The sequence below is a fragment of the Paenibacillus xerothermodurans genome (assembly GCF_002220865.2).
GTDB lineage: Bacteria > Bacillota > Bacilli > Paenibacillales > NBRC-103111 > Paenibacillus_S > Paenibacillus_S xerothermodurans.
In genome coordinates, this window is sequence record NZ_NHRJ02000011.1 from 1 (window position 1) to 18852 (window position 18852).

The 18852-nt window shown below is 56.0% G+C and carries 13 protein-coding genes and 1 pseudogene; 13 read left to right on the plus strand and 1 reads right to left on the minus strand.

Translation table 11 applies throughout. The features are described from left to right. The first annotated feature begins 11 nt into the window (after positions 1–11). On the plus strand, positions 12–104 hold the full coding sequence (locus CBW46_RS22345; protein ID WP_424446577.1) for an IS3 family transposase: 93 nt from the start codon (positions 12–14) through the stop codon (positions 102–104). A gap of 93 nt (positions 105–197) precedes the next feature. Here the strand turns inward: CBW46_RS22345 and CBW46_RS15485 are convergent, their stop codons facing one another. After that, a complete protein-coding gene (locus tag CBW46_RS15485; RefSeq protein WP_089200908.1) occupies positions 198–1130 on the minus strand; it encodes a manganese-dependent inorganic pyrophosphatase in 933 nt (310 codons plus the stop codon). A gap of 355 nt (positions 1131–1485) precedes the next feature. On the opposite strand from CBW46_RS15485, the gene CBW46_RS15495 reads away from it, so the two are divergent. From CBW46_RS15495 to CBW46_RS15550, 12 genes and pseudogenes are all read left to right on the plus strand, one after another. After that, positions 1486–6987, plus strand: coding sequence for a WIAG-tail domain (locus CBW46_RS15495; RefSeq protein WP_089200910.1), 5502 nt, complete (start codon positions 1486–1488; stop codon positions 6985–6987). Positions 6988–7335: 348 nt separating this feature from the next. Then, positions 7336–7776, plus strand: a complete 441-nt coding sequence (locus tag CBW46_RS15500) for a MarR family winged helix-turn-helix transcriptional regulator (RefSeq protein WP_089200911.1) — start codon at positions 7336–7338, stop codon at positions 7774–7776. Next, positions 7773–8429 (plus strand): HlyD family secretion protein, encoded by a 657-nt coding sequence (locus CBW46_RS15505; protein WP_089200912.1) that lies wholly within the window; start codon positions 7773–7775, stop codon positions 8427–8429. The genes CBW46_RS15500 and CBW46_RS15505 overlap by 4 nt, the downstream gene beginning before the upstream one ends. Positions 8430–8443: 14 nt before the next feature. Beyond that, positions 8444–9763, plus strand: a complete 1320-nt coding sequence (locus tag CBW46_RS15510) for an efflux RND transporter periplasmic adaptor subunit (RefSeq protein ID WP_089200913.1) — start codon at positions 8444–8446, stop codon at positions 9761–9763. A 318-nt stretch (positions 9764–10081) separates the two neighbouring features. Further along, on the plus strand, positions 10082–11680 hold the full coding sequence (locus CBW46_RS15515; protein ID WP_089200989.1) for an MDR family MFS transporter: 1599 nt from the start codon (positions 10082–10084) through the stop codon (positions 11678–11680). Between the two features lie 186 nt (positions 11681–11866). Beyond that, complete coding sequence (locus CBW46_RS15520; RefSeq protein ID WP_133254001.1) at positions 11867–12331, plus strand: MarR family winged helix-turn-helix transcriptional regulator; 465 nt, start codon at positions 11867–11869, stop codon at positions 12329–12331. 192 nt (positions 12332–12523) lie between these two features. After that, on the plus strand, positions 12524–13246 hold the full coding sequence (locus CBW46_RS15525; RefSeq protein WP_089200915.1) for a sugar phosphate nucleotidyltransferase: 723 nt from the start codon (positions 12524–12526) through the stop codon (positions 13244–13246). Continuing rightward, positions 13243–14214: pseudogene (rfbB, locus tag CBW46_RS15530) on the plus strand (dTDP-glucose 4,6-dehydratase); the annotation flags it as partial. The gene CBW46_RS15525 and the pseudogene rfbB, both read left to right, overlap by 4 nt. A gap of 233 nt (positions 14215–14447) precedes the next feature. Continuing rightward, on the plus strand, positions 14448–15296 hold the full coding sequence (gene rfbD, locus CBW46_RS15535; protein WP_089200917.1) for a dTDP-4-dehydrorhamnose reductase: 849 nt from the start codon (positions 14448–14450) through the stop codon (positions 15294–15296). Positions 15297–15330: 34 nt separating this feature from the next. Then, positions 15331–15792 (plus strand): dTDP-4-dehydrorhamnose 3,5-epimerase family protein, encoded by a 462-nt coding sequence (locus tag CBW46_RS15540; protein ID WP_089200918.1) that lies wholly within the window; start codon positions 15331–15333, stop codon positions 15790–15792. 211 nt (positions 15793–16003) lie between these two features. Beyond that, positions 16004–16777: a glycosyltransferase gene (locus CBW46_RS15545; protein WP_089200919.1), complete on the plus strand. Its 774-nt coding sequence runs from the start codon at positions 16004–16006 to the stop codon at positions 16775–16777. Between the two features lie 5 nt (positions 16778–16782). After that, positions 16783–18300, plus strand: coding sequence for a glycosyltransferase family 2 protein (locus CBW46_RS15550; protein ID WP_133254002.1), 1518 nt, complete (start codon positions 16783–16785; stop codon positions 18298–18300). The last annotated feature ends 552 nt before the right edge of the window (positions 18301–18852 follow it).

Here is an 18852-nt window from a genome sequence, read left to right on the forward strand (position 1 = left end):
TAAAGAGGGACATTGACGCCTACATCCACTTTTACAATAACGAACGATTACAAGCAAAATTAAACGGCCTTAGTCCAATGGAATTCAGGACCAAGGCCGCCTAACCAATTTTAATTATTTGTACTGTCTACTTGACGGGGTGCAGTTCACACACGGAAGCCTGCTTTTTTAGTATAAGTTTATGCTATAAGTGCGGTTTATCGTTTGCTGAAGATATCGGTCAACACAGGTACGATCTGCGATTTACGCGATACAACACCCTTCAGAACGGCTTTGTTGTCGGACAGCTTGACATTATATGCCTGCTCCACTGCGTCAGCCGCACGGCCCAATGCTAAGCCGATGGAATCGTTATTCAAAATATCCGTCACGACAAACAGGAACAAATCCAGCCCTTTTTTGTCAATAGCGCTGTTCAATGCTGCTTCCAATTCGGCCTGCCGGCTGAGAACGTCATTCACATCCACTGCATTGACCTGTGCGATTTCTACTTTAGCGCCTCCCATCTGGAATTCTTTCGCATCCAGGGAAATAAGCTGCTCAATGGTCTTATCGCTGAGATCCGCGCCCGCTTTGAGCATCTCCAAACCGTATGTTTCCAGATTGACGCCTGCAATCTCAGCCAATTCGCCGGCTGCAGCCACGTCCTGCTCCGTGCAGGTAGGTGATTTCAGAAGAAGCGTATCCGAAATAATAGCGGAAACCATCAATCCTGCGATATCTTTTTCAATCGCCACGCCGTTTTCTTTGTACAATTTATTTAGAATGGTCGCGGTGCAGCCAACTGGCTCAGCCCGGTAATATAACGGGTGGCTTGTTTCAAAATTAGCAATACGATGGTGATCGATGACTTCCGTCACTCGCACTTGATCGATGTCGCTTACGCTTTGCTGACGTTCGTTATGGTCAACCAAGATGACGTCTTTCACTTCACCGGCAGCGGCCTCAATCACACGCGGCTGTTTCACCTTGAAATAATCCAAAACAAATTGAGTTTCCCCGCTGATGCTGCCCAAGCGGACAGGCTCCACATTAGCTCCCAGCTTCGTTTTTAATTCAGCGTACGCAATGGCGGAGCAAATCGTATCCGTATCCGGATTCTTATGCCCGAAGATCAGTGTTTTGTCCATAATGAGTGCTCCCTAATTAGTTTTTTTTGGCGACAAAAGTATACCATACATTGCTGTTTCCTATCTAGATTATAACCTGAAATTGCGGTGGTTCCAATGCTGGCGCATGATCGGCCACCCCTTGTGTGTGCCCGCGAGAATCCCGTTAGAGATGCAAAGCCGCCAATTCTTGAAAGTCCGGTTGAATGCCGTACGTACGCTGATCCGCATGCCGCGCAAGCGGGTTGGGTTGGCGCCTATTTTCCGGGCTTGCATTAACTTCCTTCTGGGTGAATGCATATGTTACATATGACTACTTGTGGTTTCCAAAGGTTTTTAAAGGACGTTGGATAAACCGTTACGGGAGGTAAGCAGAATGAGGAAACAAAACAATCGCGCCGGCAGCAAACCCAACTCTGTGAGAGGGAGACGCAGTTCAGCATATATCGATGAATTAAAATGGCTGGATGAGATCCAAACGAGGGACCAGGTCGTCCGTCCCAGCAAAAAAGACGCGGACGTATTAATCAGCAGAGTCGAATCGCCGGAAAAAGAAGAGGAAGTTGCAGCGGATAAGGCTGTTCCGGCATCCCGTGAACTATCCGTCCAGCCGGTGCTGAGGGAGCGCAAAACGTCCGCAGGAGAGGGAGCTGTGATTTACACGGACGATCTTGCCGACGAGTCGGTCACCAGCGAAAAAATTGCACGTCACGCCATAGAAGGCAGCAAATTAAAGCAAGGCTCGATCGGTGAGGATCAATTGGGCGACTATGTAGTGACTACGGCAAAGCTGGCGAACCGCAGCGTTACTGCACAGAAGCTTGGACTACGCGTCGTGACTGAGGAACATATAGCCTCCTTTGCTATTACGGGAGACAAAATTCAGGAACGGGCGATCAGCGGAGAAAAGCTGCAAGATAACAGCATTACCTCCGAAAAACTGGCGGATAAGACGATCGATTCAATGAAAATTGCCGAAGGTTCAATTCAACGTAAGCATTTCGCGGAGGAAGCGATCACGGGCGAATTGATTCAGAACCAATCCGTGACTGCGGAGAAAATAAAAAGTGGTACGATTCAAGCGAGCAACCTGGCGAATTATATTATCAACACGGCAAAACTGGCGGATCTGGCGGTCACCACTGAAAAGCTGCGCGATCACTCTGTGACCGGGAGCAAGATTGCGGACGGTGAAGTGACCGAACAGAAGCTGGCGAGCCAGGCGGTGACTGCGGATAAACTGGCTCCGTGGAGCATCGGACCGGAACATTTTCAAGCTCGGATCATTCAACATGAGCATCTGGCTACCGGCATTATCCGCAGTGAAAATATCGGGCCGAAACAAATAGCTGAGGACCATCTGGCGGAAGATGCGGTGCATAATGTGCATTTGAAGGATGGGGCCGTCACTGCTGAAAAGCTTGCGGGTCAATCCGTGACCGCGGTGCATTTGCAGGAGGGTGTCATTGACAAAAAGCATATCAAACCACGCAGTGTGGAGGCCCGGCATATAGCGGACTTTGCCATCACGACGGGCAAGCTTGCACCGGGCAGTGTAGGTCACGAACAGCTGGTCGATGGTTCAATCTACTCCTCGAAGATCGTCGATCAAGCGGTTACTTCCTCGAAGATTGCCCACAAGGCGGTCACGGGAGAGCACCTGTCTAATGCGGCTGTAGGAAGTGCACATCTGAGTGACAAGGCGGTGCAGTCCGGACATCTCGGCCCGCTATCCGTGGGCAAAGAGAATCTGCAGGATCAATCGATCGTCAGCTCCAAGCTCCAGGACCGGGTGGTTACGGCGGATAAACTGGCGTACGGTGCGGTGCAGCAGCAGCACATTCAAGAAGGCGCGATTTCGTCGGGCCAGTTGGCGAATCATAGCGTGACGACGGCGAAGCTCGCCAGCGAGACGGTGTCGACAGATAAGCTGACGAATTTGTCGGTCACCACTGCGAAGCTGGCGCAGTCGAGCGTGACGTCAGATAAGCTCATGCGCGAAGCTGTGCTTGGCGAGCATATTGCGGCGGGCGCAGTACAGTCGCCTCACATGGGCAAAGCTGTAGTAAAGGCGCATCATTTGGCGTCGGAAGCTGTGACCCGTGAGAAATTGCAGGAGGGTGCGGTCACCGAGGAGAAAATCGCTCTGGGGGCAATTACGACGGAACATTTAGCGGCTGGAGCGGTGAAATCGGCCCAACTCGCCGATGGCGCGGTAGGTGGTGAACAGCTCGCTATTGGCGCGATTAGGAGCGACCACATTGCGGCGGAATCGATCGATACCGCTCAGCTGGCGGATCAGGCGGTCACTAAGGCGAAGCTGGCATTAGGTGCGGTAAGCAGCGAGCATATTGCGCCGCAGGCGATCACTGGAGGGCAGTTGGCAGATCACGCGGTGACCGCAGGTAAGCTGGCACGAGGCGCGGTGGACTCGATCCATCTGGCGGCGGGCGCGGTCGACTCCGACCATATCGCGCCGTCGGCGGTAACGGATACGCAGCTGGCGGAGTCCTCTGTGACAGGGGGAAAGCTGGCGAAAGGTGCAGTAGAATCCACCCACCTGGCGCCGGGAGCTGTCGGCAGCGAACAGGTGGCGGCCGGTGCGGTTGGCGCGCAGCACATTGCGCCACACGCGATCGGTGAGGCGCAGATGGCCGACTGGTCCGTGACGGGCGCCAAGCTGGCGAGAGGTGCGGTACAAGCGGCGCATCTGGCGGCAGGCTCGGTTGGCAGCGAGCAGCTGGCCGCCGGCGCGGTAAGCACCGATCACATCGCGTCGGAGGTCATCAGCACGGCGCATCTGGCGGAGCGAGCCGTCACGGGCGCCAAGCTGGCCTGGCGCGCAGTCAACGTGGAGCACGTGGCTATGGAGGCCATCGGCGAGGCACAGTTGGCGAATCAGGCGGTGACGGGAGCGAAGATCGGGGCAGGCGCGGTGGCGTCAGAGCATCTGGCTGCGGGCGCCGTGTGCGGTGAACATCTGGCGGAGGGCGCTGTGAGCGCAGCGCACATTGTGGCGGGGGCTGTCGGCGAGCAGCAGCTGGCGGATGACGCGGTGACGGGAGCGAAGATCGGCGCAGCCGCGGTTGCATCGCAGCATCTGGCAGCGGGTTCCGTGTGCGGCGAGCATTTGGCGGCGGGGGCTGTGAGCGCAGCGCACATTGTGGCGGAGGCTGTCGGCACGCAGCATTTAGCGGACCACGCGGTAACGGGAGCGAAGCTGGCAGCCGGCGCGGTCGCGTCGGAGCATATTGCGGCGGGCATGGTGGGTCCCGCGCATTTGCAGCCGGACGCTGTGCATGGCGTGCACGTGGCAGCGGAAGCCATTGGCACGGAGCATTTGGCCGCCCAAGCGGTGACGGGCGAAAAGCTGGCGGCGGGCGCAGTGTCCGCGGAGCATCTGGCGGCCGGCGCGGTCGCCGACCTGCATCTGGCTGCGGGCGCTGTAAGAGCGGAGCACATTGCAGCTGGAGCGATCGACGAAAGCCATTTGGCTGAGCGGTCGGTCACGGCTGCTAAGCTGGTCTCAGGTGCGGTGGAAACGGCGCAGCTCGCGGACCAAGCGGTGACGGGCGCGAAGCTGGCCTGGAGCGTGGTGGAGTCGGTGCATCTCGCGCGGGGCTCTGTCGGCAGCAAGCAGCTGGCCGATGAGGCGGTCACGGCGGCAAAGCTGGCGAAAGGCTCAGTAGAGCCGGCACACCTGGCGGCGGGTGCGGTTGGCAGCGAGCAGCTGGCGCTAGGCGCAGTGGCCGGTAAGCATGTCGCGGAAGCCGCGATCGGTTCGGAGCAGCTCGTTGATGCGGCAGTGAACGGCGCGAAGATTGCGGCAGGCGCAGTGTCGTCATCGCACCTGGCAGCGGGTGCGGTAGGAGGCGAGCAGTTGGCGCTCTGCTCGGTGCGCGGCGAGCATGTCGCGGAAGCGGCGATCGGCACGGAGCAGCTTGCGGAGCGGTCGGTGACGGCGGCTAAGCTGGCACTGGGCGCGGTGGAGTCAGCGCACCTGGCGGCGGGAGCCGTGCACAGTGAGCAGCTAGCGCCCGCAGCGGTATACGCCGTGCATGTGGCACGGGCAGCCATCGGCACAGCGCAGCTCGCGGACGAGACGGTGACCGCAGCGAAGTTGGCAGCGGGCGCGGTGGAAACAGCGCACCTGGCAGCAGGCGCGGTGGGACGGCAGCAGCTGGCAGCCGATGCAGTGAGCGGCGAGCACATCTCAGCTGCAGCGGTTGGCGAGAGCCATCTGGCGGATGGCGCGGTGACGGGCACGAAGCTGGCACAGCGTGTGGTGGAATCGGCGCACCTGGCGTCGGACGCGATCGGCGGCGAGCATATCTCAGCTGCAGCGGTGGGTGAGTCCCAGTTGGCGGATGGCGCAGTTACGGGAGCGAAGCTGGCGCAGGGCGCGGTGGAATCGGCGCACCTCGCGACAGGTGCGGTGGGCAGCGAGCAGCTCGCGCCCGGTGCCGTTGGCGGCCAGCATATCGCGGCTGCGGCCGTGGGAGAGGCTCAGCTGGCGGATGAGGCAGTGACGGCAGCAAAGCTCGCGCTCGGTGCGATAGACACAGCGCATGTGGCGACAGGAGCTATCGGCGGTGAGCAGCTTGCGTGGGGTGCGGTGCGCGGCGAGCATATAGCGATGGCGGCGATTGGCGAAGCGCAGCTGGCGGATGAGGCAGTAAGAAGCGCGAAGCTGGCCTTGGGCGCGGTCGAGCCGGAGCACGTGGCGGACGGTGCGATTGGCAGCAGGCAGCTGGCGATGGGCGCAGTGCTCACCGAGCATATCGCGACGGAAGCGGTCGGCGAGGAGCAGCTGGCGGATCAGGCGGTAACGGGAGCGAAGCTCGGCTGGGGTGCGGTCGAATCGGCTCATTTGGCTGCCGGCTCGGTGGGCAGCAAGCAGCTGGCGGATGAGTCCGTCACGCGGGCGAAGCTGGCAAGAGGTGCGGTGGATTCCATCCAGCTGGCGCCGGGTGCAGTTGGGAGCGAGCAGTTGGCGCAGGACTCGGTAAGCGGCGAGCACCTGGCGCTTGGCACAGTGGCTGCCGAACATCTGGCGATGGGCGCGGTGAACAGCAGGCACCTTGCAGCAGGGGCGGTAACCGGAGAGCATGTTGCGGCAAAGGCGATCGGTTCGTCACAGCTGGCGGATCGGGCGGTGACCGGAGAGAAGCTGGCTGAGGGAGCCATAGACGCAAGTCACTTGGTGGCTGGCGCGGTCGGCAGCGAGCAGCTGGCAGCAGGAGCCGTGCACGGCGCCCATATAAGAAGCGATGCGATCAATGGGCTGCACATCAAACAGGAATCCATATCCGGTTATCACTTGCTGCCTGGCAGTATTTCACTGATGCATCTGGAACACGGGCTGCAGGAGCAGCTGCTGGCGAAGCTTGAGCAGCCTGAGACATCGACTGCCGAACCCGCGACAGATTACGAGGGCCGCGATTTTGATCAGGATGAGTGGGCGGTTGCCGAGAACATCGCATTCGCACAATCGGCCGTGGAAACCGAAACCCCGGAGGCCGACTTGCTGGAAGCAGGTGTGATCCAAGAAGAACACATCGCGCCAGGTGCAGTTTCCCCGCAGCACTTGTCATTCCAACCGGTGCAGGCGGTGCAAGCTACGGCCGCAATTCAGCAGTTCGGGCTCGTTGAATTCGTTCTGCGGGTGGAAGACGAGGGCGTATTCGTGCAAGTACAATTTGACCGGCCTTTCGCCGACGCGGGGTATGTGCTTGTGGCGACGACCAATCAAGAGGCCAGCTACGCGGTCGTGCGAGAGAAAACACCGCATTCGGCGACACTTTTCATCGTGCGCAGCAGATATTGCGGGGATATGGCCGGTATCGTCAATTGGATTGCCATCGGAATGCCAGCCTAATGCGCGGAGTGGATCATCCCGTTCATCAATCTTGGTGGCGGGATGATTGCGTGTCGGAACAGTTGCTGCATTTTTTACCAATATCAGAAAATAATGACTATGCAAAATATTATAGTTATGATAATATTTTCGGGTAGAAATATTTCTTATACGAAATAATTTTCGGTCAACGGATTGCGGCGTGCGTTCGAAGGGACGTGCGCCGGTTTACGTGCTTACCGAACGCAAAGTCTGCGCTCACTGACTTGTGGAGGGAATGATGCCAGGACTTTCTTGTCGCACCGTTATCGGTGTGCTATTTGTTGTGGTTAAAAATTTCGCTGACGAAATAATGAGGGGGCAACAAGCATGAGTCGCGGAATGAGAATCGGATCGTCCATTCGTAACTTAACCAAGATTTTTACAAGTACGATGCACAAGGATCTGAAAGAGCTCGGTCTCACACCGGCGCAAATCACCACGCTGCGGCAGGTGTATTTTGAACGCAAGACGATAGGTCAAATTTCTGAGAACACACAGCTGTCTTACAGCACCGTCTCAGGCATTATCGATCGTTTGGAGCGGGACGGATGGTTGGAAAGAATCCGGGATGAATCGGACCGGCGCATCGTATGGATTCAAAAGAACGCAGCTAAGGTTGAGGCCGTCAAAGAAAAACTGCATTTATTTCAGGAAAGCTTCTATGAAAATCTGTTGGCGGATCTTCCTGAGCACGAGCTCGACAACATAATTCGTTCGTTGGAGCTGTTAACTACCTATTTACAGAAGAAGGTTGAGGAGAAATCATGAAAAGGAAACCAGTCCTGTTCTTAATCTTGGCTGTCGCCGTATTGGCTGCCGTCGGGGGAGGATTTTCGTTCTGGTATCAGTCGCATTATTTTGTGAAATCCGAGGATGCCAGAGTTGCCGGTGATATCTACCGGGTCATGCCCCGCATTGCAGGTAAGCTGACCTCGCTGCAGGTATCTGAGGGTGATACCGTGCTGACGGATCAGGTGGTAGGGCAACAGGACAGCACCAATCTTCCGACAAGTAACTTGGATCAGGCTGCATTGCGTTCGCCAATCAGCGGCACGGTGATCAAGACGATGGCAAAAGCCGGCGAAGTGGTTTCACCGGGACAAACGATAGCTATGGTCGTGAATAAAAAAGAACTGTATGTTACGGCTAACATAGAGGAAGTCGACATCCACCGGGTACAGGTTGGACAAACGGTAGAGTTCACGGTCGATACATTCGCCGGCAGCACTTTGTCGGGTAAGGTGATCGAGATCGGGGAGGCGACTGCGTCGACATTCTCTTTGTTGCCCGCAACGAACACGAGCGGTAATTTCACCAAAATAACGCAGCGCATGCCGATCAAAATATCAATCGATGATCAGCAAGGCCTGGGTCTGTCGCCGGGGATGAGCGCTGTGATCAAAATACATGTGAAAGGTTAGGCGTACATACACTCATGAGAAAAAAACAATTAACGTGGACAACGGCTCTACTGTCCTTGTGTGCAGTGGTCATGTTGGCCGGCTGCGGGGATACGGGCACATCCCAAGCCACTGCGGCGCAGGTGCTGTCGGTGAAGGCGATCAAGCTCGGCGAAACGGCTGGATCCGGGCTCACTGGCAAGATCATTCCCGACCAGGAAGTGAAAATCGTATCGAAATCTGCTGGCAAGGTCGCTGCCGTTGAGGTCAACGAAGGCTCTGTGGTGAAAAAGGGAGATGTGCTGGTTCAACTGGAGACTGACGACTTGTCTCAACAGGTAAAGCAAGCGGAATCCGGCTTAACCGCTGCACAGGCGAAACTTGCCGACACCGAAGCCGGCGCAAGAAGTCAAGAGATCCAAGGGCTGGAAAGCGCCGTGAAAAGCGCTCAAGCTGCCAGCGAACAAGTGAAAGCTGCGGTGGGTACAGCCCAGTCGGCCTTTAATTTGGCGGAGAAAAATTACAATCGTCTCCGCAACATGTATGACAGCGATAATACAATCACAAAAGAAGATCTCGATAAAGGCACCTTCGAATTCCAAAAGGCGCAGTCCGCTTGCCAGCAAGCACTAGCGCAGCAGCAGGCCGCGGAAGCACAGGTTTCGGCCGCTCAGTCAAAGCTGGATTTGGCGCGCAGCGGAGCGACCGGCAATACGCTGGAAGCATTGCAGGCGGAGGTGGACCGGTTGGGCGCAGGCCTGGAGCTGGCTAACAGTGCGCTGAATAATGCGACGATCGTTGCACCGATGGACGGCGTCATTGTTAAGCGGAGTATTCAGCCCGGCGAAATGGCTCAGCCTGGTGTGCTCTTACTTCATCTGGTCAAGATCGACCAGGTGCAAGTGGAGCTGAGCGTGCCAGATGCGGTGATTGGAAGTATGAAAACCGGTACGGACGTCAACGTGAAGGTCAGCAATTTGCCGGAGAAAGAGTTCGCGGGCAAAGTCGACTTCGTCAGTCCTGTGTCCAACCCGAACAGCAGCACATTTCCGGTCAAGGTGAAAGTGGCTAATCCGGAGGGCCAACTGCTAGCGGGCATGACGGCGGAGGTGCATCTGCTGGATGCTCCGGGCAGCCGATTGGAAATTCCGAAACAGGCACTGGTAAATAAAGAGAATAAGTCCTTCATCTTCACGATTGAACAGGACGCGGCAAAAGCGGTGGAGATTGCTTTTGAGGAGAAGAATGAGGATTGGGTACATGTAGCGGAAAATACCGCGCTGAAACCAGGCCAGCTAGTGATTGTTAACCCTACCGACGCTTTAACGGACGGCAGTAAAGTGAAAGTGGAATAGGGGGCGGCTGCGGTGACAGTGGATTCACAAAATAAAAAAGGTGGCGGGTCGGCGCGCACGTCTGGCGCGGACTCGACGAGCGGGTTAGCGCCCGCTGGATCAGCCACCGGAAGCGAGGGCGCCACCGCCGGCGCAACGCCTACAGGCGGGTCGTCGCCCACGTCTGGCGCGGACTCGACGCGCGGGTTAGCGCCCGCTGGGTCAGCCACCGGAAGCGGCGGGGCCGCCGCCGGCGGAACGCCCACAGGCGGGTCGGCGCCCGCTGGGGCATCGGCCTCTGCCGGTACCGAGGCCTCGAACAGCGACGGCGGATTTTGGCTGCCGCTGGTTGCCATCATCCTAGGCACGTTTGTCTCAGTGCTAAGCAGCAGTCTCGTGAATGTAGCGCTGCCTAAACTCTCGACCGTCTTCGGCGTACCCACAACGACTATTCAATGGGTCGTCACCGGATTCATGCTCGCTTCAGCGGTCGTAATACCGGCCAGCGGATTTCTTTCCGCACGTTTTGGGACCAAGCAGGTGTTGGTGCTGTCCGTTATCGGATTCACCATCGGCTCGCTGCTGTGCGGTTTGGCATGGAACGATTCCAGCTTGATCGCATTTCGGATTTTTCAAGGCTTAACCGGAGGTTTCATCATGCCTGTAGGCATGACTGTTATATATACAATCGTTCCGCGACACCAGATAGGCTTAGCTATGGGTATCTGGGGCGTAGCCGCAATGGTTGCGCCCACCCTAGGGCCGACGCTTGGTGGTTATCTTATCCAGTACTACAGCTGGCGAACCCTGTTTCTTTTGAACGTGCCAATCGGTATTATAGCGGCTTTGGCATGCATAACGCTGTTGAAGGAGAGTGCCAAGCACAAAGGATTGCAGTTCGATGTAGCCGGCGCTGTTTTTTCGGTGACCTTTTTCGGTACACTGCTGTTGGCTTTGAGTAATGGGCAAACCGAAGGCTGGTCATCGTTGTACATTGTTACATTGTTCTTTGTATCGGCAGTGAGTTTGGCGCTCCTGCTTTGGACTGAGCTGACGACCACCAAGCCTCCCTTGCTAAATCTGTTTGTATTCAAAGATATCAAATTCTCAGCGAGTGTTCTTATTTCAGGACTGGTTATGATGTCCATGATGGGCGGAACGTTCCTGATGCCGATTTATTTGCAGAACGTACAGTCGATGTCTGCTTTGGACGCGGGTATATTACTGCTGCCCCAGTCCGTGGCGATGGCGTTGATGATGCCGATTAGCGGAAAATTGGTGGCGAAAACGGGGATCGTTCCATTGGCCATCGTCGGCCTTGCTGTGCTCGGCGTCACGACGTACGAGCTGCATGCTTTGACTGCGGACACCCCTCACCTATGGATTAACGCCGTGCTCACGATAAGAGGGGTCGGTATCGGTCTGTGTATGATGCCGATCTCTACAGTAGGCATGGCCGATATTGCAAAAGAGCAGATTAAGGATGCGTCACCGCTTTCCAACGTGTTCCGCCAAGTTATGGCTTCGATGGGAATCGCCGTGTTGACTACCATTATGAGTAGTCGGCACTCCCTGCACGCCGTCCGTATTTCAGAGAATGTGCCTGCAGGCTCGGAGAGCGCGAATCAGCTCATGGCTGCATTGTCCGGGGCGTTGTATCAAGGCGGCATAGATGCAGCCACTGCGAGCGGTACGGCAGCAGCGTTTGTTGGCGGGCTAATACAAAAGGAAGCCATGGTTCGCTCCATCGCGGATACGTTTTATGTTTCCGCCATTCCTGCTTTCCTGTGCATCCCTCTAATCTTCTTATTAAGAGAGAAAAAAAAGGACGCCAACCAGCCGGCACAACAGCCGACGGCGTCGAGCACGCGACCGCCCACGCCACCGTCCACGCCACCCGCACAGGATATGCACACTGCCAAGCCTGTGGAAGCATAACTACGGGAACTGAAAGCTGCGCGCTCAAACAACTTGCTTGATGATTAACACACGGGTGACAGCGAGAGCGGCCGCCGCATCACGTTCGCTAGACTTGCAACGGTGCTGCCGGGCGAGCGTGCGCTAGCACAGCGGTGGCGCTTTTGTACGCTGGTTGGTCATGGCACAATATTTGCACGGGTCGACATGAGGCGGGGAACAACGCAGAGAAAGTGGGGATCGGAAATCGAGCAGCCTGAGCTTGAATCAAAGCAGCTGTTTCGCAGTGTTTTGCGCAAAATGAGTACTTACTGCAGATACACGGACAAGCGTTTTTCCGCATCGCAGGTGTGCGCGCGTGAAGTGCTTCATGCACAAGGATCCATCAAAATCACGGATTTGGCAGATACCTTGTCCTTATCTATGAGCGCCGTGACTTTGCTCAGTGACAAGCTCATTGCACAGGATTGCGTTACGCGACAGCGCTCAGCAGAAGACCGCCGGGTGGTTTGTTTAGCCATCACTGAGCGCGGACAGAGCACGCTGCGTGACATCACGGAGCGCGAGAACAAGATCGTCGGCGAATGGTTGGCCGGGCTTCCCGACAGCGATCTCCGGCAGTTCAATCGCATTTTTCAACACATATTGGCAAACGCAAAAACTGTAGAATAAAGTCCAGCTCTCACTATACACGATACCTTCACGGGTATCGTGTTTTTTTATGCGCCGGGCGCAGCATACGCCTTCGGGCAGCTGCCAAATTTTATGTGTAGGGAGTTTCGTCCACTAGCGTCAGTCCACCGTTGCATATGATGGCAGCATGGTATTTGCTCAGCACCGAATTTCAGGGGAAGGGGCAATCGGATGAAAGGCGTTATATTGGCTGGCGGTACAGGGACGCGACTTCGTCCTTTGACGAACATGCTTAACAAACATCTACTGCCAGTGGGGCGGTACCCGATGATCCATTATGCGATAAACAAAGTTGCCGAGGCTGACATCAACGAAGTAATGCTTGTGACGGGTAGGCACTCGGCGGGCTTATACATGGAATACATCGGGAGCGGCCGGCAATGGGGGCTAGACGTTAGTTATAAAATTCAAGAGGAAGCGGGCGGAATTGCTCAGGCGCTTGGACTGGCAGAGGACTTCGTCCGTCCGGATGAAAAACTGCTGGTGATACTTGGAGACAATTTGTTCGAGGACTCTCTGAGAGAGGAAGCGCATGCCTTCGCACGAGAAGGAAGCGGAGCTCATGTGTTTTTAAAACGGGCGGAGAATGTCGGACGTTATGGAGTGCCAATGCTGGAAAGGGAAAGGATTGTGCGGATCATAGAGAAACCGATAACACCGCCTTCCAGTTACGCTGTCACTGGCATCTACATGTACGACAACAGTGTTTTTGAAATTATTCGAAGGCTGCAACCGTCCGCACGAGGGGAGCTCGAGATCACGGATGTCAACAACGAATATGCCCGGTGGGGGCTTTTAACTTACAGCGTTCTGCACGGCTGGTGGATAGATGCCGGGACGCACCAGGCGTTGCGGGAAGCTGGCGCCAGGCTTTGGGAGCGTGAAGAGGAATGAGCGGCAGGACGTTGCTTGTGACCGGAGGGATGGGTTTCATCGGCAGTAATTTTGTCCGTTATTGGCTGGAAAGGCGTCCGCAGGACCGGGTGATCAATCTTGACGCTTTGACATATGCAGGCAACACAGACAATGCTGCCGGCTTACCAGACAGCGCTAATTACCATTTTGTTCGCGGGGATATTACGGATCAACAGCAGCTGAAGCAATTGTTTACACAAGAGTTGATCCATACCGTCGTGAACTTCGCCGCAGAATCGCACGTAGACCGCAGCATTGGGGACCCGGGCATTTTTGTCCGTACGAACGTATTGGGTACGCAATGTTTGCTCGATCAGGCGCGGGTTCACGGGGTAATGCGGTTCGTCCATATTTCGACCGACGAAGTATACGGGACATTGGGACAGGAAGGCAAGTTTACCGAATCGACCCCGCTCGCACCGAACAGTCCATACTCGGCGAGCAAAGCGGGCTCCGATCTAGTGGCGCGCGCCTACTATGAAACGTTTGGCTTGCCTGTCATCATTACACGCTGCTCAAACAACTACGGGCCTTACCAATATCCCGAGAAGTTGATTCCGGCCGTCATCACACGCGCTCTGCAGGATGAGCCGGTGCCGGTGTACGGCAACGGATTGAATGTGCGTGACTGGCTGCATGTGGAGGACCACTGCTCGGCGATAGAAGCCGTAATAGAGAGAGGGGTACCGGGCGAGGTCTACAATATAGGAGGCGGCAACGAACAGACGAATCTACAGATGGTTCGGCGAATCTTGGCAGAGCTCGGTAAGCCCGAAACCGTGATACAATTTGTCGCTGATCGGCCGGGGCATGATCTGCGGTACGCGATCGACGCAAGGAAAATAGAGCGGGAGCTTGGATGGCAACCGAGCTATCAGCTCGCTGAGGGCATCCGGCGTACTGTGGAGTGGTACGTCAGCCATCGAGCGTGGTGGAACAAATCGCTGGTTACTCAGCCGCAGCTTGGGAGGCCTGCTACGGGGACCGCGTCTGGAGCGCCAAATATGCCGCACAACACTTCCGCGGTTGTTGATGTCCAACATGCGCCGGCAACGGGGCAGCGGCAGCAGCCTGGCAGCGCGCACACCGCTTCGGCGCCGGCCATGGCCACCGCGGATGATATACTCACTCGTCCAGCCGTGTCAAACAGACCGATCATGATGAACGGAGGCGATACCCCATGAAGATTCTGATCACGGGCGCGGGTGGCCAACTGGGTCGGGAGTTAGTCCGTGCGTTAGCGCCGGAACATCAGCTGATTGTGAAGACACGTGCGGAGTTGGATGTCGTGGATGAAGAGGAAGTCATGCGCGCGGTACGTGAGAGCAGTCCTGATGTGATCGTGCACGCGGCGGCCTTCACCCAGGTGGACCTGGCCGAACAGCACATCGAGCAAGCCTTTGCGGTCAATGCGTTCGGCACGCGCAATGTGGCTCTTGCGGCCAAAAATGCGCGCGCATTAATGGTGTATGTGAGCACAGATTACGTATTCGACGGAACCAAGGGGTGCGCTTATGTCGAACGAGACCGCACCAATCCCGTCAACATTTACGGACAATCCAAGCTGCTTGGGGAGAAGTTTGTGCAAATGATCTGCGAACGCTTTTACATTGCCCGCACTTCTTGGCTGTATGGAGCCTCCGGCAGTAATTTCGTTACCAAGGTACTTGCGCTGGCAAAACAGAGAAGTGAGCTTCAGATGGTGAATGACCAATTTGGTTCACCGACGTATGCAAGCGAGCTGGCAGGCTTTATCCGGGAGGCTTTGGGCAGAAATCAGTATGGGGTTTTTCATGTGTCGAACCGTGGCTGCTGCTCGCGCTATGAATTCGCCCAGGAGATATTGAACATTGCAGGGCTCAACACGGTTAAATTGGTTCCGGTTGGTGCGGATGGTTTCCCGTTGCCGGCAGTGAGACCCGTGAGATCCGATTTAGACGACGAAGCGATTCGCAATAACGGATTCACCCGGTTAAACACATGGCAGGAGTCACTTCGCAGTTTTTTGTTGGAAGATTTGCGTTACTAGTGTCAGCAACATCAACGCAGGGAGGATTTGGCCAATGGGAAGCATTGTTGGAGTGATGAAGAAACAGCTCGTAAAACATTGCGATGATCGCGGCTTCTTTATGGAGCTGCTGCGCGACGACGATGAGATGTATGGCAGCTTCGGTCAGGCATCACTGTCTATGTCATTCCCGGGTGTGATCAAGGCATTTCATTATCATCGGCTGCAGGATGACATTTGGTTTTTTCCAAGCGGGCACGCTCAGGTGGTGCTGCATGATATGCGGCCTGATTCCGAGTCATACCGTCAGACGCAAGTCAACTACATGGGCGAGGATAGTCCGTATTTGTTGTTTATCCCAAGAGGAGTAGCGCATGGTTACAGGGTGCTCGGCTCGCGCGCCGCGACCATCGTCTATTTCACCAACATGGCATACAATCCCGCCCAGCCTGATGAGTACCGGCTGGCATATGACGATCCGGATATCGGCTTCGATTGGTCGACCAAATTCCGCTGAAGGCGCAGGTGGCACACGCCTGCTACGCCGTGCACCTGGCGGGGCGTCAACTTGCGGTTACTGTAGTTGCGAAGGCAGGGGAGAGTCGCGGCAGGTTAAGCCTTGGGCGTCGTTATGCCCTTTTCTCAGCCTTGTACGCGGCTGCCCTTGCCCTTGTGACGTTTGTACATACAATAAAGCAACCATACAGTGATGGGAGTTGATGTAAGGAATGCATCCAACGCGTAAACGCGGACGGGCGGGCAAGAGCGCGAGGATTTGCTCCAAAGTGTCCGTGATCATCCCCGTCATGAATGAAAGCAGCACACTGCCCGCTGTACTAAATGAAGCAAAAAAGTTACAGAGTGATATTGAACTCATCACCATTGTGAATGGTTCAACAGATGGTTCTGCAGCTATCGCGCAGTCAGGCGGAGCACACGTTGTATCATTCGATGAACCGCTCGGGCACGACGTCGGCAGGAGCGTGGGCGCCCGTGAGGCGCACGGAGACATTTTGTTGTTTATCGATGGGGATATCATCATACCGGCGGCACAATTGCAGCCATATATTCAAGCTGTAGAAGCTGGCGTTGATATTGCTTTGAACAAATATAACGGACCGGTTCGTAAGCACAACGTGCACCCGGTCGTGATGGCTAAGCATGCGTTGAATACGGTACTTGGCCGTTCCGACTTGAAGGGGGCGTCGATGACGACTGTGCCGCACGCTATAAGCCGTCGGGCACTGACGGAGATAGGAGCGGAAAGCTTAGCCGTTCCACCGAAGGCGCATGCGATGGCCGTGCAGCGGGGGCTGCGCGTCGAGGCTGTACATCTGGTCCCCGTCGGGTTAATGAATCCCCTGCGGCGCAGGGGGAAGGATGATCCGCTGCGGGATGTAATATTGGGCGATCATTTGGAGGCCTTACACTGGTTTATTCAGGCTACCGACAAACGCGGAATGCGCACTGATTTAGCCAGAAACCGCAGCATGGTGAGGTGACGATTGTGGGGCTAAATGGTGAAGCTGTTCGCGCTAGGCGTCAACTTAGGCCGGCCGCTGCTTCAGCCTCGGATGGCCGGTTTAGAGGGAGGGATGCCGGCAAAAATTGGATACACCTGAATGCGTCACAGGAGGTGTCACACGGCCGCTCGGTGCCGCACATCATTCCAGATCTGCGTGTTCGTGTGCACATCCAAAGCCGGAACAGAGGCAGCGTGCAGGACAAAGAGGCGCATGATCAATCACACAGTGATACAAGTGCAACGTTACATGCGACTGCCACAAAACCTGGGGTGCGTCCGCGTCGGCATGGCAAGACTGGCTCTGATCGGCACGGTAAAATAGAGCGGCGCGTCCTGCGATGCAGCAGTCTCACTGCAGGGAGCGCTCCCGTAGGTAAAGGCGGCGGGAAGCGCAGACACCAACAGCCTAAGCGCAAGCGGCCGAGCAGCAGCGGCAAAAGCCGAGCCGCACGTCACCACAGCCAAGACATCTCGCCGCCACGCAATGCCTCTGCCGCGTTTGAAGCGGGATTTCGCTTAGGCTGCAGGGATGCACGTCGCTTTTCGTTGGAACACGAGTCGTGCCGGCAAAAGGCACTCAACCGACATTGGCTTCAGGCGTGGGGCGAGTTGGGAGAGCCAGACGCAGGCTGGGCTTCTTTCGTCGATGCAGCAAAAGGTTACGTTAACGGTTATTTTCGCAGTCGACGCCAGCGATCGCCGGATTGGTTAATGCTGCCGACCGCTCGTTCGGTGGCGGCTATTGTGTCGGTGATGAACGAGGAAGCGACGATAGGCCGGCTTTTGCAGCAGCTGGAGCGGCTGCCTTTGAATGAAGTTTTTGTGCTTGTAAATGGCTCGACCGACGGCAGCTTCGACAGCGCCAGGAAGCATTCAGACGCGGTGGTGGTATCCTATCCGCAGCAGCTTGGGCACGACGTCGGCAGGGCACTGGGAGCTAAGTTGGCGCAATCCGACATTCTGCTGTACTTGGACGGGGACATGGTGCTGCCGGCCGAGGAAATGGTTCCCTTTATCGGCGGCATTGAGAACGGTTTGGATGTAGCCTTGAATGATATAAGCCCGTACTTGCGCGTGTTTTCCAGACGAGACGAGGTTACGCGCATGAAGCAGTTTCTTAACACGGCTTTGGGGCGGTCCGATCTTCAGGCAAATTCGATGACCGCCGTACCGCATGCGCTGTCTAGACGAGCAATCGAGACGCTTGGCATCGCCAGTCTGATGGTTCCGCCGAAGGCTCAGGCGCTTGCCGTGCATCATGGTTTACGTGTTGACGTGGCCGGCAGTGTGGATGTGATCAAAAAGAACAAGCGCCGCAAACACAACACCGGCACCCGCAATCTTGTAGCAGACATGATCATCGGTGATCATATAGAAGCGCTTGCGTTAATCGCCGGCATGAGCGGTGCCAGGCTCTCTTTCGAAGACGTGCTGCGCAACCGCTCCTATGTCGAAGGCGAAGCTGTTGAAGCACGCCAGCATGATTCTTCGACGCAGTAGGGGGCGATTTCGGCTGCGGAGATGATTGCAGTCGGTTCGATTGGAACACGCCAGCAATCATCTTGCATAGTAGTAGGGGGATATTGGCTGTGGTGGTGGATGCAGTGCGGAAGGCGGTTTGAGGGAAGCACTCCAGCGTCATCCTTCGCAGCAGTAAGGGGCGATTTGGCCGCAGTGGTGGATGCAGTGTGGGCGGCGGTGTGATTGAAGCATTCCAGCGTCATCCTTCGCAGTAGTAGGGGGCGATTTGGCTGCGGTGGTGGATGTTGTTGGAAGGCGGTCGCTTGAACAGCACAGGTATCCGTCCTCCCCGGTTGCTGACTGCCATGCGGCATGAGCTCTCGTATCTTAAGAATAGCTGGGTTACAATGGCGTCACTTGGTTGCTACGTTGGATCATTTCTCTCACGAATAAAATTAGTGCTTGCTAGAACCGACAAAGTTCGAGTATAATTTTTCATATGAGGAAATTTTTGGAACCTTAATACATTGAGCACGGGACGGAAGCACCGCCATGCAGAGGGATTTTTTCCTGATGTGTGGGGTGCTTTTT